The following is a 16772-nucleotide window of genomic DNA, read 5'->3' on the forward strand; positions in this document are numbered from 1 at the left end:
CCCGTGGACCCGGCACCACCGGCGTGACCGCCGACCCACCCCGCTGCCCAGAAACCCAATTGAAGATCCACAAATCATCCAGCCGTCACGCTGGGCGAAGCCACCCAAACCCGTGAATCATCGAGGTTGAAGATCTGCAAGAATTCACGGCTGTAACTCACGTTGCAGTCCGCGTGGTTGATAGCGAATGCGGGCGTGGGGAAGGCCACCATGACCGCCAGGGCGGCGGCGCAACCGGCGAGGGCCTTACGGAGGTATGACTTCATAACCTTCTCTTTTTCGGGGAGTGATCACACAGGAGAGGGATCATACAGGGCGTCCGCGAACGTCGCGCTCGCACCACTCGAAAACGGGATCACGTCGGCATTCCCCGGAGATTCATTTCGAAATGTTTCGCCGCCGGAGTGGCTCAGGGGATTGATGTCATTCGCCAGATTGGTGGCGCAAGACCGATAGACGGCCCCGAACGTACGACGACGAGCGGCATACGCTCCTGGTGGCGACTACAGTGGCCGGCGTGCCATACGCCGGACGCCAAGGACGCGTCATCTTCCTCAACGGGACATCGAGCGCCGGCAAGACCACTCTGGCCCGGGCCATCCAGGACGAGAGCGACATCCCCTTCGTCTACTGGGGAATCGACACCCTGTTCAGCCTCGTCCCCCCGAACTGGGGCGGCGGACGCGACGGCCCGCTCAGCAGGTCCGGCTTCTGGTACGACCGCACCACTCAGGACGAGGACGGCCATCCCCACGTGGTCATCCGCTACGGCCCGGTCGGCCGCCGGATGATCCGTTCGGCCTGCACCGCCGCGGCCTCCTTCGCCCGCGGCGGCGACGACGTCGTCATCGACGAGATGTTGCTGACCCCGGACCTGCTGCCGATGTGGATGGAAGCGCTGGCCGGTCTCGATGTCCTGCTCGTGGGCGTGATGTGTCCGCTGGCGGTCGCCGAGCAACGAGAAACGGGGCGCCGCAACCCACCCGGTCTGGCACGCGGGCATTTCCGGACGGTCCACGACCATGGCGTCGCCTATGACGTGACGGTGGACACCAGCACGGGGACACCCGCGGACCTGGCCAGGGCCGTCCTGCTGCGTCACGCGGACAGGCGGTGAACCCTGTGCGGTCCCGCACGTGGGCGACCGCGACCACCGTCCCGCACCTCAGTTCGCACCTTCTCGTACGGTACGCCGGGCCAGCAGGGCGACCCGGATGGCGCAGGCCGTACCGATCGCGGCGAGGACGATGCCGGCGGTGACCACGCGCAGGAGGCCGTCGGCGGAGGAGGGCGCCGCGAAGTAGACGCTTCCGAGCCCGGCGACGGCGGTCACCCCGGCGAGCAGCGGGCCGCTGGCGTTCAGTGCCGAGATCGCTGACGCGAACCGCGCCTCCATCAGGGAGGTGATCTGCGCGATCAGCGGACTGTATCCGGCGGCGTGGCCGGCCCCGGCGATGAGCAGCAGCGGGATGGAGCCGAGCGGGCTCCACTCGTCACGGTAGAGGAGCACCACCAGGGCCGACCCTGCCGCGAACATGATCGGTCCGGCGATCGGCAGCGCGTTCTGCAGCCACTGCGGGTAGCGGCTCCAGCTCAGGCTGAGCGTGCCGAAGCCGAGGGCGTACGGGACGAACGCCAGTCCTGCCTCCAGCGGGGAGTAGCCGAGCGCGGTCTGGAGGTGCAGGGTCAGGGTGAGCAGGAAAACGGTGTAGCACCCCATGATGATCCAGCAGGCCGCCAGCCCTGACTTGGTTCCGCCCGGCCGCAGCGCCGCGAGGTCCAGCAGCGGGTGCGGCGCTCCGGCTTCGTGGCGGACGAACGCCACCAGCAGCGCGGCGCCGCACGCCAGGGAGATCCACGCCCACGTGGGCCAGCCGTGGTCCTGGCCGAAGATGAGCGGGACGGTGAGCGCCGTCATGGCGACGGTCAGGAGGGCCACCCCGGCCACATCGAGGCGTACCGGCTGGTCGGTGCGGGAGTTCAGCAGGACGCGCGGGCCGGCCATCAGCAGGATCACGCCGATCGGGATGTTGATCAGGAAGATGGGCCGCCAGGAGAGGCCGAACAGGTCGGCGCCGGCGACCAGCCCTCCGATGACCTGCCCCAGCGCGACTCCCAGGGCGAGCACCATGCTGTAGACGCCGATCGCCCTGCGGCGTGCCGCGCCCTCCCAGTGCATGTGGATGAGCGAGAAGATCTGCGGCGTGAGCAGTGCCGCACCCATGGCCTGGGCGATGCGGGCGAGCACCAGCACGGTCGGGTCAGGGGCCAGCCCGCACAGCAGCGACGCCCCGGTGAACCAGCCGAGCCCCAGCAGGAACGCGCGCCTGTGCCCGATGACGTCGCCGATCCGCGCGCATGTGACCAGGAGCACGCCGGTGATCAGCAGGTAGCCCGACACGATCAGCTGGATCTCGGCGCCACTGGCGTGCAGGCCCTCGCGAATGGTCACCGCGCCCACGGACACGATCGACCCGTCCATGGACGCCATGGCCTGCCCGGTGAGCAGCACGGCCAGCATCCGGCCCCGGCGGGCAGCCGTCACCGACTGAGGAACAACAGTAACCATGTACGCAGCATCGGCCGTTCGCGCCGCCCGGTCTTGAAGAAATATGCGGACGAAACTGTCGGTGGTGCTGCTTAGGGTTGTCCGGTGCGTACGGCGAGAAGGCTCATCGAGAACCCACACTTCGTGGTCAGCGCGGTGGAGTGCGCGGACGACCACGCCGGCTGGTCGGCTCCCGAGACGTCGTCCGCCGCCCAGATCGTGCTGGTGCGGCGGGGCCGGTTCCGCCTCGAGTCCCAGGGCCGGCAGCTGACGGTCGAGCCCACCACCGGCTATCTGCACCGTCCGGGGCAGGAGATCCGTTTCGCCCATCCGGCGGGCGGTGACGTGTGCACGTCGATCACGTTCACCGGCGATGTGCTGACGGCCGGGCTCGATGCGGTCCGTTCTCCCGCGGTCCGGGTCGACGCGCGGCTCGAACTCGCCCACCGCCTGCTGCTGCGTCCTGGCGCCGACCCGGGCTTCGCCGCCGTCGAGGCTCTGCTGGACCTCCTCCTGCCGGCCCTGCGCGAGCAGCCCTGGGACGTGTCCCCGCCCGGCCGGCGGGAGTTGGCGGACCGGGCCCGGGAGGCGATCGTCGCTGACGAGCCGGGCTGCGCCAGCCTGACAGCCCTGGCCCGGCGGTTGCGGACCTCCCCATCCCATTTGAGCCACACCTTCCGCCATCACGTGGGCATGCCGTTGAGCCGCTACCGCAACCGCGTGCGGGTGAGCCGCGCGCTGACGCGCCTGGACCAGGGCGAGACGGACCTCGCGGCGCTCGCGGCCGGCCTAGGCTTCAGCGACCAGGCCCACCTGACCAGGGTGATGCGCGACGAGCTGGGTCACACTCCCGGCCGGGTCCGTGCCCTTCTCTCCCCGGATGCCGGCCCGTGCCGGCCGTCCCCGTGACCTTTTCGATCTCGTCTTCGGAGGATCCATGTCCCGCCCCGAGCTTCCCCATCCGGCGCCCGGCGAGGTGCTGCTGGTCTGCACGTGTTACGAGGACGGTAAGGCTCTGTACGGCGGGTTGCCCGACGAGATCGGCGGGCGCAGGGACGGCGACGTGCTCGTTCTCGGGGACAGCGGGATGCGGCTCCGCCCTGTCGAGGACTCCGGATGGGATTACCTGCACGGAGGCAACGTCCCGGCGCTCATCCCGGACGGCGGCCCCGTGCCGCCGGTCGCCGTCCTGGTGGACATCCCGGTGGTGTACGGCGGAGACGGGCCCCTGCTGGTGGACCTGGCGGCGATCCCCGGTCGCGGGGTCCGGGTCGCGCCGGACCGGCTCGGCGAGATCCTGGCGGCCCTGCGATCCGGCACGCTCGCGTTCGACGACCTGGTACGCGACATGGACCGGTCGGGCGTCTACCTCGGTGACGGCGGCCGGCCCGCCTTCCCCGTGCCGGCGGCGCCGCCGCACCGGTCGTTCCCCGCGCTGCCCTCGACCGACCTCGCCCTGCTCGTCCGCACCTCCTTCGACGACGAGGAGGGCTGGCGCGCCCTGTTGGACGAGCTGGGCGGGGCCGACGAGGACGGCCATGTCGGCATGGACGAGGACGCGATCGACGACGACGCACCGTTGGCGGCGCTGGTCGTCGACGACCGGGCCTTCGAGGGTCTCCAGCCCGGCGAGGTCCCGGCGCTGGTGCCGCCCGAGGAGCACACCACGCTGGTCGCGCTGGCCGACGGCCGCACCTTCGCCGAGCCCGGCCGGCCGCTGACCGTGGTCGACCTGTACGACACGCCCGGGCAATCCGCCGTTCTCCCATGCCGCATGGCCGGGTCGCTCGCGTGCAACCTGGAGATCGCCAACATGGACTTCCACGAGTTCGTCGCCGAGGAGGGCGTGCAGCCGTGGTGGGAACGCCCCTGACGCGACGCGGGCGCGTCCGGTCGGAGAGGCGGCTGGTCAGGGCGCTGAGATCATCCCAGGGTCGCTGACGGCTCTGGGAGCCGGCTCCCAGAGGGAATCCTCCGCCAGGCCGAAGACATCCGGTGCACGGCAGGCGAAGCTGTCGGCATGATCGCAGAAGCCTTGGGATCAACGCTGGTCGCGGCCCTGTTGCCCGGCACGCTGGCCCCTTCGACCGACCTGCATGACTGCGCGAATGCGGCCACGCGCTGCGACGGCAGCATCGAGGTTCCCCTCGACTGGGACAACCCCTCCTCCGAGCGCATTTCCGTAGCCTTCGCCTGGATTCCAGCCAAAGTCGCCGACGGAACCGTGGTGGCCAATCTCGGCGGGCCAGGGCAGACTCTGACGACCGTACCCACGATGCAGCACGTTCTCGGGCCCGTGCTCGAACGCAAGAACCTGCTGGTCATGGATCCGCGCGGGATGGGGAAGTCCTCGCCGCTGCACTGCCCGGGAGCCGGCCTCGACAAGCCCGAGTCCCTCGCCGCCTGCGCCAAGAGCGTGGGGCCGCGGGGCGCGTACTTCACCGCTGACCAGGCTTCGCACGATCTCGACGCGATTCGGAGGGCGCTCGGTCTGGGCAAGGTGAGTTTCTACGGCAACTCCTACGGCACCCTGTACGCCCAGGCGTACGCCGCCCGCTATCCGGCCGGTCTGGACGCGATCTTCCTGGACAGCTCCGTGGTGGTGAACCGCGACGGGTACGCGAGCTGGAAGAACTACTGGTCCAGACTTCGCCAACTCGATCTCGTCTGCGCGCGGTCGAAGGCGTGCGACGCGCTGCCGGGCAGCGCCACCGACACGTGGACGCGGTTGGTGGACCGGCTGCGGAAGCGGCCCGACTCCGAGGTGTCGGTGTTCCAGACCGTGGCGCTCAGCAACGTGTGGGAGCCGGTGTTCGGCCGGGAGGCCACCGCGGCCGCGGACGCCTACCTGCACGGCGACCCGGCTCCGCTGCACCGCCTGGCCCGGCTGATTCCCGCGGCGCTTCCCCCGGCCAACGATGCGTACGTTGCCGGATATCTGGGCTTTCGCTGCGGTGACGGCACCTTCCCCTTCGACCGGCGCGCCTCGGCGGCCGAGCGGCAGGTCCAGGCCGAGCGCTACTACGAGCGGGCACGCCCGCTGGGGCCCTATCGGATCACCGACATCTTGCCTTCGGGAATCGGCAGCGTCGAGCCGTGCATCTACTGGCCGACTCCGCGCCACAGCCCGCCGCGCCCACCTGGACTGGCGCTGCCCGCCGTGCCCGTCCTGGTGATGGCGGGGGAGATCGACCAGAACAGCCCCGCCGAAGTGGCCCGATCGTTGCGGGCCTTCCCGAACGCGACCGTCGTGCGGGTGCCCTTCGGGCCGCATGCGCTGACCTCCTTCGCGTCGCCGATGGGTGACTGCGTGCGCGGCATGCTGCGTACCTTCCTGACCACCAGGCAGGTGAGTGACTCGCAGTGCACCGGCGAGAACTATCGTGCCCTCGGCGCCTTCCCGCGGACCGTCGGGGACGTGCCGCCACAGACGGCTCGCAACCTCAGCGTCGCCCAGCGGCGGGTGCTCGCGGCCACCTTCGCCACCGCCGCGGACGCCACTGCCCGCCGCAACCCCAACGGTCACGCCTACACCAGCGTGCGGGACGAGCCGGGGCTACGCGGCGGCCTGGTCACCTTCGGCCAGGACATCACACTCGACGAGGTGCGGTTCGTGCGCGACCTGCGGGTGAGCGGGCCGATCAAGCTCACTCCGGAGGGCCGCGCCACCGCCACGCTCCGCGCCGAGACCGGCGGACGCACCCACGAGGTGGCGCTGACCTGGGCGGCGTTCTCCACCCGCCCAGCCCTGTCGGGCACCTTCGACGGAGTCTCCTTCGGCCAGTAGCCCCGCCACGTCTTCGCCGGCGGCGGCGGGATCAGCCCGCTGCCGACCTAGCCGATGAGGGCCTCGGTGATCTGGCGGGCGGTCTGCGCGGCGATCCTCGGGTTGACGGCGGCGTAGGAGGTGTAGGCGTTCAGGCCGGTGGTGAGGGCCCAGCCGCGACCGCGGGTCCAGGTGGCGTCGTCCACGCCGAGCGCGGCGCGGAAGGCGGCCCGGCTGCCGGCCGACATCAGGGTGTAGGCGATGGTGAGGTCGCAGGCCGGATCGCCGATGCCGAGCCCGCCGAAGTCGATGACGGCGTTGAGGCGGCCGTCGACGGTCAGCAGGTTGCCGGTGTGGAAGTCGCCGTGGAACCAGACCGGCGGGCGATCCCATGCGGGGGCGTGCAGGGCTCTCTCCCACAGGCCGGTCATGGCGGTGGCGTCGAACACGTCGCCGACCTGGGCGATGGCGGCCCGCGTCGCCTGATCGCGGCTCTTCAACGACTGTCCGGTGAGGTCGTCGCGGGCCTGCAGGGTCCGTACGTCATCGGCCGCGAACTGCTGGAGGGCGGCCAGGAACTCCGCCAGTCGCACGGCCGCCGCGGACGAGTGGGCCAGCGCCTCGACGGTCGCCACCTCGCCCTCCAGCCAGCGCGACACCGCCCACCGCCACGGGTAGCCGAGGTCGGGCTCGCCCACTCCCACCGGCACCGGGATGGCCAGGGGCAGGTGGGGAGCGAGCCGGGGCAGCCACTCGAGTTCTTTGGCGGCCTGCCCGATGGCGCCGGCGTGGCGGGGCAGCCGCACGGACAGCTGCTCGCCCAGCCGGTAGATCACGTGGTCGGAGCCGGCCGGGTCGAGCAGCTTCAGCGGCAGCCCGGCCCACCGCGGAAACTGCGTGTCGACGAGCCTCCTGGCCAGCGCGTCAGTGATCGTGGGCCGGGACCCGGCGGTGCCCGAGGTCGCCAAGAGCAACTCCTGAGATCGGCCCGCTCCGCGCGGCGGGCGGCCGCACCATCACAGTGCACCGCAGGCTTGCCTGTCGAACGGATTTCCGCGCCGGCGTGGCCACCGCTGTGCCGCCTGTTCCGCGCTCCCGTGGCCGGGGTCGCCTACTGGGTGCTCCCGGCCGCCCGTGGCGCCGGAGCGCCGCCGTGCATGACGACGGCCGGCATGACATGCACCTGCACGCCCGTGTCCGAGGGACGTGAGCAGGTCCGGTAGGCCGCATCCTTTCGTTCGCCGACCTTGCCAAGACCGGTAATCCCTATAAGGATGAAAATCCGATGACATCGGCTAACGGGCGCCCTCGTGCCTTCCCCTTCTACATCGTGTGCGACGTGTCGCATTCGATGCACACCGCCCGCGAGGACGGACGGCCCACCCCCTTCGAGGTGCTGTCGAACTGCGTGGGGGAGTTGCTTTTCGAGCTGGAGGCGGGCGACCCGGGTGTCAGCGAGGCCGCGCACGTCGCGGTGGTGTCCTTCGCCGACAAGGTCGAGGTGGTGCTGCCGCTGACCAGGCCGTGCGACGCGATCAGGGTCCCGGCTCTGAGGCCCGGCATGCAGACGGACTACCTGGCGGCTTTCCGCGGGCTCGTGAAGATCATCGAAAAGGACCACAGAAAGCTGTCCAGGCACTTCGACGTACGGGCGCCGGTGGTCTTCTTCATCACCGACGGCGAGCCGTACGTCGGCGCGAACCATCAGGACGTCGAGATCTGGGGCCCCGCGCGCGACCGGCTGGCGAGCCTCGACCCGGCCCCGTACATCGTGGCCCTCGGCTTCGGGACGGTGCAGGAGGACACCCTGCGACGGGTCGCCACCACGCTGAGAGGTGACGTGCTGGCCTTCGCGGGCGAGGTCGCGACAGGGGCGGCCACGGTGCTGCACGGCATCGCGCAGGCCGTGTCCGACAGCATCAGCGCCTCCGTCAACAGGAACACGGCGGTTCTACGCGGGCCCGCGGGGATGCGGCAGCTGAGATGATCAAAGCGGCGCTGGCGGGATTACTTCTGGTCATCGGCATCGGTCCGGTGGGAGCGCGGCCTGCTGCGTCACCGGAGCCGACGGTGACGGTGACCGTGACGCCCAGCCCGGCGCAGGAGGGCTGGCCGCTGTGGATCCTGTCCGGCGTCGCCGGCGCCGGCGCCGTACTCCTGGGGCGGTTCGTGCTGGCGCGCAGGAACCGTACCGCTGCCGCCGTCGACGGCAGGACGCCGCTCGGCCCGCCTCCCCAGCCGCTGCCGGTCCTGCTGGCGGGCGGCGCGGATTCGCGCGCCCCGGGCGTCGCGCTCGACGGCGGCATGCTCGCGCAGACCACGATCCGCGCCGTGAGCATCCGCGGGCGGCGCCATCGCTACCGAGGCGAGCCCCTCCAGGACGCCTACGCGGTACGGCTGAGCGCGGACGGACGGTGGGTCATCGCGGCCGTGGCCGACGGGCTGGGCAGCACGCCGCACGCCGAACACGCCGCCGCGGTGGCCGTACGCGCCGCCACGAACCTCGCCCTGACCCCCGAGCCCGGCTGGCACGCGGCCTTCGCCACCATCGCCAGGGAGGTCGTGCGCGCCACCGCCCGGTTCGCCGGCCCCGTCAGCCAACCAGCCGGCAGGGGGACGGATCCGCCCGCCACGACGCTGACGATCGCGGTGGTCCCCGCGGACGGCGGGCGCGGGATCGCCGCCTGCGCGGCCATCGGCGACTCGCCGGCGTTGTGGCTCCACGACGGGACGTGGACCGAGCTGTTCCCTCCGGACGGGCGGCGACCGGACAACGTCACGTCCGCCCTGCCGGACGACCTCGGCGAGCTGCGCGAACGGCAGATCGACTGGCAGCCGGGCGATGTGCTCGTCCTGTGCAGCGACGGGTTCGGGACGGCCATGGGCGGCGGCGGCAGCGTGCTCGCCCAGCAGCTCGTCACATCGTGGAGCTCGCCGCCCGCGCTGCGCAGCTTCTACCGCGATGTGGGTTTCCATCTGTCGACCTACGACGACGACCGGACCGTTCTGGCGTTGTGGGCGGGCCGCCACGACACGGCCGTCTTGTGACAGGAGTGCGGCGGCAGAACGATGAATCCCCCAGACGTGGTCGACGAAGCGGATCTGACACCCCCCACGGACGCCGATGCCTACTCCCTGCGCCCGGGAGGCCAGGCGCGCAGCCTGGCGCCGTGCGGGGTCAGCGGCGTCCCAGGCCGGTTCCTGTTCAAACGGTACGACGAGGAGACGCTGGCCGGGCTGGACGAGAAGGCCCTGCTGGCCATGGTGCGCTGGCGGCGCGAACTTCCCCGGCACGACCGCGCGACGCTCGACCAGCGTTGTGCGTGGCCGGTCGCGGCGGTCCGGCACGACCGGATCACCGGCATCCTGATCAGGCCCGCTCCCAGGCAGATGTTCGTCGAGCTGCGCGACCGGCTGGTGCCGCGGCACCTCGATGAGCTCACGCGCTCGCCCGAGCGGGTGAGTGCCCTTCGCGATCACTACGGCACGCGCTACTACGAGCCGCCCTACAAACTGGCCGTCCTCGGGCAGCTGCTCGCGACGGTCCAGTGGCTGCACGAGCAGGGCTACGTGGTGGGCGATCTGCAACTGCGCAACGCCGTCTTCACCATCGACCCCGCGCCCGCGGTGTACCTGCTGGACTGCGACTCCTGCCTGCCGGCCGGGGGCCGCGGCGCCCTGGCGGAGGCCGATCCCGAGCAGTGGAAACTCCCCCGTGAAGGCGCGTTCACCCAGGAGTCCGACTACTACAAGTTCGCCTGGGCCGTCGTACGGTGCCTCCAGGAGAGCGCCGAGGCGTGGTCGCCCGACGAGGCCGCGCTCGCCAGGGTGCTGCCCTTGCGGCACCGCCGCCTGATAAGGCAGTGTCTGGACGGTTCACCGGAATCAGTGGACACCGCGCGATGGCGGGCGGCCGGCGAGTCGTGGCAGTGGCTCGTCACTCCCGAACGCATCTACGTCGAAACCGACTCCAACCTGCGCGAGGCGTGGCGGCGGGGGAGGTCCGCGGTGGGGGACGGCTCGCGGGGCCGGCGCGGGGCGGTCGTGGTGCTGCTCGTCGTCCTGGCGGCGATCGCCGTCGTCGTAGCGGTCACGTTGGGAGCGTGAATGGACACCGGCGAGCCACGGCACATCGGGCCCTACGAGGTGCTCGGCCGTCTGGGTGCCGGCGGTCAGGGGACGGTCTACCTCGGGCAGAGCGAGGCCGGCCGGGTCGCGATCAAGGTGATCCACGCGCAGGGGGCGGCCGACCCGAGGGCGCGCAGGCGGTTCGCGGACGAGGTGTCCATCGCGTCGCGGGTGCCCAGGGCTTATACCGCGATGATCATCGACGCCGCCATCGACCGTGACCAGCCGTACATCGTGAGCGAGTACGTGGAAGGCCCGTCCCTGCAGAAGCTCGTCGACAACCACGGGCCGCTGTCGGGGCCCGCGCTCGAACGGCTGGCGACCTATACGGCCACCGCGCTGGCGGCCATCCACGGCGTGGGAGTCGTCCACCGGGACCTCAAGCCCGCCAACGTCATCGTCGGGCCGGACGGGCCACGGGTCGTGGACTTCGGGGTCGCCCGGGCCCTCGAGGCGACCGCCGTGATCACCACGCCCGTGGGAACTCCCGGCTATCTCGCGCCGGAGCAGGTGGTGGGGGCGGACGCCGAAGTGGGCTTCCCCGCCGACGTGCACGCCTGGGCGGCCACCATGTACTTCGCCGCCACCGGCAGGATGCCGTTCGCGGGCAGCAACGTGGCCGTCATCATCAACCGGGTCCTGAACGAGACCCCCGACGTGACGGTGATCTCCGAGCCGCTGCGTTCGCTGATCGCCGACTGCCTCGCCAAGGATCCGGCGCGGCGGCCGACCACCATGGAACTGCTCGGCCGCCTCGTGGGGCACCAGTCGGAGAACGCGCAGGCGACGGTGCCCCGCACCCGGATCCTGTCGGCCGTCATCGGAACGCTGAAGGAGACCACCACGCTGGGCAGCGGGCCCGCGGCCGACATCGTGATCGACGAGGAGGGGATCGCCCCGGCGCACGCCACCGTCCGCAAGGTGAGCGCCGGGTACCGGCTGCACGACCACAGCGGGGGCCTGGGGACGTACATCGACGGCAGCCCCGTGCTCTACGCGACCCTGCGACCGGGTGATCGGTTCACGATCGGCACGGCGGTGCTCCGCCTCACCGAGGCGGGGGAGTTGGAGCGCGTACGGCTCGGCCGGATACCCGCCGCACGCTGGTGGCTGCTGCTGCTCCTCGTCGCGGCGGTGGCGCTGATGGCCGTGGTCGCCGTTACGGGATAGTCACGGGCGTGGGCGCGGTGACGTTCACGCGTTCCCCGGTCTTGGAGTCGAGGGTGAAGGCGCCGCTGGCGCCGCGGATGACGTTGGTGCCGGTGAACAGGTAGAGCTGCCCGCGCACCGCCGCGGTGGACGGCAGGCTGAGCTGGGACGGGTCGGCGCCGATGGCGGCCTTCTGCACCGCGGTGGCGGCGGCGGTCACCGCGTCGTACGCCATGATCGCCAAGCCGCTGCCGAGGTGCGCCGCGGAGAACGTCTCGCCATGGTGGGGCGCCACGAACTCGTTACGGAACTGCTGGTAGAGCTGGCGGTGCTCGTTGTCCTCGTGATCGAGCCGCTTGGGGTCGGCGAGCGGCACGAACATCACCTTGATGGGCGCTTCCGGGTCGTGCAGCGACGGGTCCTCCGGGTCCTGGTTCTGGGCGTCGTCACCGGTGACCACGGTGATCGGCGTGGACCGGCAGGGCCGGTTGCGCAGGAGCTTGAGGAACGTCGGCATGAACGTCTGGCGGCCGGCGTAGAAGATCATGTCGGTCTTCGTGCCGCAGATCGTGTCGCTGATGGTCCGGAGGAGCGAAGGGCCGCCGCGCGGGTCGAAGGGGAAGCTGAGCCCGGACTCGTCGACGTACGGCTTCAGCCCCAGCTCCGGATCGAGAAAGGCGTCCTTCAACGACAGGGCGTAAAGGTCCTTGGTGCCCTGCGGGGTCACCTCGGCCCACATCAGCGCCGCGCTGCCCTTGACCTTCTTGTCCTTGAGCTCTTTCGCGATGGCTTCGAGCTGGGCAGAGGTGCTGACCGCGGTGCGGGTGAGACCGGGAATGGGTCCGCTGCCGTCGATCTCGCCGGTGGTGTTGAATCCGGCCGCGGTGATGAAGTCGGCCACCATCGGAATTCCGGGATCCTTGGCCAGGGCCCGCGCGGCGTCGATGCTTTCCTGCTGGCTCGGGCCCATTCCGGTGACCGCGACGATCTGACCGGGACTGCCCGTCGCGCCCGTCGCGGCGTTCTTCCGCACCGCCTGCACCGCCGTATGCCACTTCGAGCCGTCGTGGCCGGTGTTGGCGAGCACGAGCCGGATCTTGGGGAACGTCTCGGACTGGTTGGCTCGGTACTGGCCGATGAACGCCCCTTCGAGCTGGTGGAGAGCACGATCTCCGACCAGCCCGCGCGGGCCCGCCCCCATCGGGGCCATGAGCGCGATCGTGCTGTAGTCGGTGCCTTCGGTGACCTTGCGGTTCTCCGCCGCGATGACCTCGAGCAGCGGCCGGTATTCCTCGCCCAGGACCATCGTCCCCTCGGCCGGGTCCATCAGCCCGACGCATTCGCCGTCGATGGCGACGACGTCCTCGCTCTGCGTTTCGCAACCGCCCCAGGGCCACCACCCCTGGGTGTAATTCACGAGTACGACTGTGGATATCAGTACGGCGACAACAACGACGATCACCACGAGTCTGCGGCGGAAAAGTGCCCCCACCTGGCGTAAGAGGTTCCAGACGCGCGCTGCGAGTGAGGGTGCCGGTGCCGGTTCGTCATACATCTGGACTCCCACCCGTCACTGATGCCTTGACCGCGCTCTCCAGAATGTCGGTCGCACGCTTCCCCTCCCTGGGTCGACGGGCGCCTAAACTCTTTGTCATTAAAACGTGATCGATGACGCCCGACAACGGGCTTCGTCATGCGGAGCGTTTGCGGAACAGCCAGGAGAACTCCCCGCCATGCGCGACGTCCCCGCCGAAATTCCCCTGACCGGAGGGCGCATCACCCCGGGCGTCGTCCGCGTCGCCGATACGGTTCGGCGCCCCGCCACCGACTCGTCCGATTTCGTCGCCCGGCTGCTCACGCACCTTCAGCGCTGCCGGTTCCAGGGAGCGCCGCGCCATCTCGGACGCGACCTGGCCGGCCGTGACGTTCTCAGCTACCTGCCCGGCTGGGTGCCGGCCACGTTCCGGCGCTGGAGCGACTCCCAGGTCGCCGCGGCCGGCGTGCTGCTCCGTTCGTTGCACGACGCCACGCGGGGCAGCGGGCTCACCGGCGAGCACCCGGTCGTCTGCCATCACGATCCCGGGCCGAACAACACGGTGTTCCGCGCCGGGCTGCCGGTCGCCTTCATCGACTTCGACACCGCCGCCCCCGGCGATCCGCTCGAGGACATCGGCTACATGGCCTGGACGTGGTGCGTCTCGTCCAAGAGCACCGCGCCGCCTGCCGCCGAACAGGCCGCCCAGGTGCGGGTCCTCGCCGACGCCTACGGACTCGATGCCGAGCGCCGCGCCGCCGTCGTCGACGCGATCCTCGACCGCCAGGTCCGCAACATCCGGTGGTGGACCGGGCGCCTGACCGGCCCCGCTCACGGGTCGGCCGACCCGGAGGAGAGCATCGCCTGGTCCGAGCGCGAACACGCCTTCACCAGCGCCAACCGCCCTCACTTCACCGCGGCGCTGCGGTGACGCCGATGTGCGTGCGATGGTGGCGAGGGTTGTCGATCTCGTCGAGCAGGGCGACCGCCAGGTCGCCGTAGGAGATGCGACCGGTCATGTCGACGGCTGCGACGGCATAGCGGCCGGAACGTGCGCCGGCGTGGTCGAAGTCGCCGGCCGGGCTGACGATCAGCCAGTCCATCCGGTCGTCCGAGGAGCGCAGCACGGCCGCCGCGGCCGCGTGCCCCAGGCAGATGGGGCGGAATTCCTGAGGAAAGCCTGGGGTGTCCATCAACGGTGTGCCGTCGGCGGTCTCGAGCGTCGCCGCGAGGCCGACGGCGACCAGCCTGCCCACCGCGGCCCGCGCCAGGCCGTCGAGCAGGGCGCGGGCGGCGGCCGGGAAGAAGGCGTCGGGCCGTGCGCCGGCGTCGTACGCGGCCATGATCGCGGCGTCGTGCCCGGCCGCGAGGCCGGCGACCGCGCCGGCCTCGGTGACGTCGCCGGCGCGGACTGCGGCGCCCGTGAGGTGCCGGTGCCTGTCCGGGTCGCGGACGACTGCGGTGACCTGGTGGCCGCGGCGAAGGGCCTCGCCGACGGCCGCACGCCCAGCGCGCCCACCGGCACCGAACACAATGATCTTTCCCATGGTCCACCTCTTCTCCGATGTGCTGCGCCAAGGTAGCCGGGGCCGTGGTTACCGCGTGGATAGCGCGGTTACGGTGGTTCCGTGACGCAGCCGCTGGATCCGGAGATGTTCGACCCGGTTTGCCCCTCCGGCCTGATGCCGATCAGGATCGGGGACAAATGGGCGGGAATGATCATCCAGTGCCTCGAAGAGGGTCCCCGGCGGTTCTCCGAACTCCTCGTACCGCTGCGGACCATCACCCCCAAAGTGCTCACGAAGTCGCTGCGGGCGCTGGAACGCGACGGCTTCGTCGTCCGTACGGTCCACGCCGGGCCCGCCAGGCACGTCGACTACGCGCTGACCCCGCTCGGCCGGAGCCTGCTCGGGCTGCTGGACGCGGCGCGTGCCTGGGCGGAGACGCACATGGACGAGCTGATCGACGCCCGCGAGAGTCAGTAGGCCCGCCCGAAGATGACCCGCTTGCCGTAGGCGGAGGCATCGCCGCAGAGCACGCACCGCCCGGTCTCGGAGGCGCCGTCGAGCGGAACGCAGCGCGGAGTCGCCGCGACCTTGCCCTTGATGTCGGCCTCGCACGCGGCTTTGCCGCAGTGCAACGCCAACGCCCATCCCGACGCGACGGCCTCCGCGAAGGAGCCCCAGGTGTCCACCGTCACGGTGTGAGCGTCGCGGAACTCGGTGGCCCGCCGGAGCAGGAAAGCCTGGAAGTCTTCGAGCACGCCGGGAAGGAGCTCCGGCGCGGACGACAGGGGGATGCTCTGCTTGCCTTCGTCGCCGAGCCGCCTGACCATCACCACGGTGCCGGACTCGAGGTCGCGCGGGCCGAGCTCGAGCCGTACGGGAGCTCCGCGCAGCTCCCAGTCGTTGAACCGGAAACCGGGCGAGAGCTGCGCGCGATCGTCGACGTGGACGCGCACCCCGGCCGCCTTGAGCCGCCCCGCGAGCTCCCGCGCCGCGGCCGCGGTCCGCGTGCCCTGCTCGCCGCGTCCGATGGGCACGATGACCACCTGGTAGGGGGCCAGCCTGGGCGGCAGGACGAGCCCCTTGTCGTCGCCGTGGGTCATGATGACCCCGCCGATCATCCGCGTCGACATGCCCCATGACGTGGTGTGACACAGCTCCAGCTGACCGGCTTCCGAGGTGTACTGGATGTCGAAGGCCTTGGCGAAGTTGGTGCCCATGTAGTGGGAGGTGCCGGCCTGGAGCGCCTTGCCGTCCCGCATCATGCCCTCGATGGTGAACGTGCGGACCGCGCCGGCGAACCGCTCACCGGCCGTCTTCTCGCCCGGCACGACCGGGATCGCCGCGACGTCCCGCGCGACCTCCGTGTAGAGATCGAGCGCCAGCATCGTCTCGCGCATCGCGTCGGCCTCGTCGGCGTGCGCCGTGTGCCCCTCCTGCCAGAGGAACTCCGTCGTGCGCAGGAACATGCGCGGCCGCAGCTCCCAGCGCACGACGTTGGCCCACTGGTTGAGCAGGAGCGGCAGGTCGCGATGGGAGGAGACCCACTTGGCCATCATCTCGCCGATGATCGTCTCCGAGGTGGGCCGGACGATCAGCGGCTCCTCGAGCTCCTTGCCGCCGGCGTGCGTGACGACGGCGAGCTCGGGCGAGAACCCCTCGACGTGATCGGCCTCGCGCCGGAGGTAGCTCTCGGGGATCAGGAGAGGGAAATAGGCGTTCTCGTGCCCGGTGTCCTTGATCCGGCGGTCGAGCTCGTCCTGGATGAGCTCCCACAGGCAGTAGCCGTACGGTCGGATGACCATGGTGCCCTTGGCCGGGCCTCTGTCGACGAGCTGCGCCTTGGCGACGAGCTCGTTGTACCAGGCCGAGAAGTCCTCATCCTGAGGAGTCACACCACGTTCGTCACGTCCCATGACCGGAGAATATCGCTCATGGCCAGCCATCGTGGCTCGCCCTACCTGATCGTCTTGCCCGTAGTGTCCCTCCATGGTGGACATCGGATTTCTCCTGGTTTACGTGGCCTTTGCGGGCTTACCCGTGGCGCTGACGTTCAGCTCGACGATCCTCGCGGCGGTCACAGCTCCTCGCGGCAGGTACGGCGAGATGCCGGAGGGCCTACATCGGCGACGAATCGCTGCT

15 protein-coding genes are annotated in these 16772 nt (G+C 70.7%); 10 read left to right on the forward strand and 5 right to left on the reverse strand.

Annotation, left to right across the window (positions count from 1 at the left end):
• The first annotated feature begins 517 nt into the window (after positions 1–517).
• Positions 518–1117 (forward strand): hypothetical protein, encoded by a 600-nt coding sequence (locus ABGB14_RS22915; RefSeq protein ID WP_347645866.1) that lies wholly within the window; start codon positions 518–520, stop codon positions 1115–1117.
• 48 nt (positions 1118–1165) lie between these two features.
• On the opposite strand, the gene ABGB14_RS22920 is transcribed toward ABGB14_RS22915, so the two are convergent.
• Positions 1166–2569, reverse strand: a complete 1404-nt coding sequence (locus ABGB14_RS22920) for an MFS transporter (RefSeq protein ID WP_347645867.1) — start codon at positions 2567–2569, stop codon at positions 1166–1168.
• An 84-nt stretch (positions 2570–2653) separates the two neighbouring features.
• Between ABGB14_RS22920 and ABGB14_RS22925 the strand changes: the two genes are divergently transcribed.
• The 3 genes from ABGB14_RS22925 to ABGB14_RS22935 all read left to right on the forward strand — a co-directional run bounded on the left by ABGB14_RS22925 (position 2654) and on the right by ABGB14_RS22935 (position 6335).
• Positions 2654–3457, forward strand: coding sequence for an AraC family transcriptional regulator (locus tag ABGB14_RS22925; RefSeq protein WP_347645868.1), 804 nt, complete (start codon positions 2654–2656; stop codon positions 3455–3457).
• A 28-nt stretch (positions 3458–3485) separates the two neighbouring features.
• The gene (locus tag ABGB14_RS22930; protein ID WP_347645869.1) at positions 3486–4421 is read left to right on the forward strand and encodes a hypothetical protein; all 936 of its coding nucleotides are present in this window, start codon (positions 3486–3488) and stop codon (positions 4419–4421) included.
• A gap of 147 nt (positions 4422–4568) precedes the next feature.
• Entirely contained in the window at positions 4569–6335 is a 1767-nt protein-coding gene (locus ABGB14_RS22935; protein WP_347645870.1) for an alpha/beta fold hydrolase, read from the forward strand.
• 47 nt (positions 6336–6382) lie between these two features.
• Here ABGB14_RS22935 and ABGB14_RS22940 read toward each other — a convergent pair whose 3' ends face one another.
• Complete coding sequence (locus ABGB14_RS22940) at positions 6383–7282, reverse strand: aminoglycoside phosphotransferase family protein (RefSeq protein ID WP_347645871.1); 900 nt, start codon at positions 7280–7282, stop codon at positions 6383–6385.
• Positions 7283–7599: 317 nt separating this feature from the next.
• Between ABGB14_RS22940 and ABGB14_RS22945 the strand changes: the two genes are divergently transcribed.
• The 4 genes from ABGB14_RS22945 (at position 7600) to ABGB14_RS22960 (ending at position 11612) form a co-directional block, all read left to right on the forward strand.
• Positions 7600–8301 (forward strand): VWA domain-containing protein, encoded by a 702-nt coding sequence (locus tag ABGB14_RS22945; RefSeq protein WP_347645872.1) that lies wholly within the window; start codon positions 7600–7602, stop codon positions 8299–8301.
• Positions 8302–8384: 83 nt separating this feature from the next.
• Positions 8385–9362, forward strand: a complete 978-nt coding sequence (locus ABGB14_RS22950) for a protein phosphatase 2C domain-containing protein (RefSeq protein ID WP_347645873.1) — start codon at positions 8385–8387, stop codon at positions 9360–9362.
• A 21-nt stretch (positions 9363–9383) separates the two neighbouring features.
• Positions 9384–10421, forward strand: coding sequence for a hypothetical protein (locus ABGB14_RS22955; RefSeq protein WP_347645874.1), 1038 nt, complete (start codon positions 9384–9386; stop codon positions 10419–10421).
• Complete coding sequence (locus ABGB14_RS22960; protein ID WP_347645875.1) at positions 10422–11612, forward strand: FHA domain-containing serine/threonine-protein kinase; 1191 nt, start codon at positions 10422–10424, stop codon at positions 11610–11612.
• Here the strand turns inward: ABGB14_RS22960 and ABGB14_RS22965 are convergent.
• Entirely contained in the window at positions 11602–13008 is a 1407-nt protein-coding gene (locus ABGB14_RS22965; RefSeq protein ID WP_347645876.1) for a hypothetical protein, read from the reverse strand. The genes ABGB14_RS22960 and ABGB14_RS22965 overlap by 11 nt on opposite strands.
• A gap of 316 nt (positions 13009–13324) precedes the next feature.
• Between ABGB14_RS22965 and ABGB14_RS22970 the strand changes: the two genes are divergently transcribed.
• Positions 13325–14056: an aminoglycoside phosphotransferase family protein gene (locus ABGB14_RS22970; RefSeq protein ID WP_347645877.1), complete on the forward strand. Its 732-nt coding sequence runs from the start codon at positions 13325–13327 to the stop codon at positions 14054–14056.
• Here the strand turns inward: ABGB14_RS22970 and ABGB14_RS22975 are convergent.
• Positions 14037–14672: an NAD(P)H-binding protein gene (locus ABGB14_RS22975; RefSeq protein ID WP_347645878.1), complete on the reverse strand. Its 636-nt coding sequence runs from the start codon at positions 14670–14672 to the stop codon at positions 14037–14039. The genes ABGB14_RS22970 and ABGB14_RS22975 overlap by 20 nt on opposite strands.
• 81 nt (positions 14673–14753) lie before the next feature.
• Here ABGB14_RS22975 and ABGB14_RS22980 point away from each other — a divergent pair, with 81 nt between their 5' ends.
• Positions 14754–15110 (forward strand): helix-turn-helix domain-containing protein, encoded by a 357-nt coding sequence (locus ABGB14_RS22980; RefSeq protein WP_347645879.1) that lies wholly within the window; start codon positions 14754–14756, stop codon positions 15108–15110.
• Here ABGB14_RS22980 and proS read toward each other — a convergent pair.
• Complete coding sequence (gene proS, locus ABGB14_RS22985; protein WP_347645880.1) at positions 15104–16546, reverse strand: proline--tRNA ligase; 1443 nt, start codon at positions 16544–16546, stop codon at positions 15104–15106. The genes ABGB14_RS22980 and proS overlap by 7 nt on opposite strands.
• Between the last annotated feature and the right edge of the window lie 226 nt (positions 16547–16772).

This window comes from Nonomuraea sp. B10E15 (assembly GCF_039871615.1).
GTDB lineage: Bacteria > Actinomycetota > Actinomycetes > Streptosporangiales > Streptosporangiaceae > Nonomuraea.

Bases quoted from the DNA above. Each gene is read 5' to 3' on its own strand.
- ABGB14_RS22920 (WP_347645867.1), bottom strand. From the start codon at position 2,569: ATGGTTACTGTTGTTCCTCAGTCGGTGACGGCTGCCCGCCGGGGCCGG.
- ABGB14_RS22930 (WP_347645869.1), top strand. From the start codon at position 3,486: ATGTCCCGCCCCGAGCTTCCCCATCCGGCGCCCGGCGAGGTGCTGCTG.
- ABGB14_RS22935 (WP_347645870.1), top strand. From the start codon at position 4,569: ATGATCGCAGAAGCCTTGGGATCAACGCTGGTCGCGGCCCTGTTGCCC.
- ABGB14_RS22945 (WP_347645872.1), top strand. From the start codon at position 7,600: ATGACATCGGCTAACGGGCGCCCTCGTGCCTTCCCCTTCTACATCGTG.
- ABGB14_RS22955 (WP_347645874.1), top strand. From the start codon at position 9,384: ATGAATCCCCCAGACGTGGTCGACGAAGCGGATCTGACACCCCCCACG.
- ABGB14_RS22960 (WP_347645875.1), top strand. From the start codon at position 10,422: ATGGACACCGGCGAGCCACGGCACATCGGGCCCTACGAGGTGCTCGGC.
- ABGB14_RS22970 (WP_347645877.1), top strand. From the start codon at position 13,325: ATGCGCGACGTCCCCGCCGAAATTCCCCTGACCGGAGGGCGCATCACC.
- ABGB14_RS22975 (WP_347645878.1), bottom strand. From the start codon at position 14,672: ATGGGAAAGATCATTGTGTTCGGTGCCGGTGGGCGCGCTGGGCGTGCG.
- proS (WP_347645880.1), bottom strand. From the start codon at position 16,546: ATGGGACGTGACGAACGTGGTGTGACTCCTCAGGATGAGGACTTCTCG.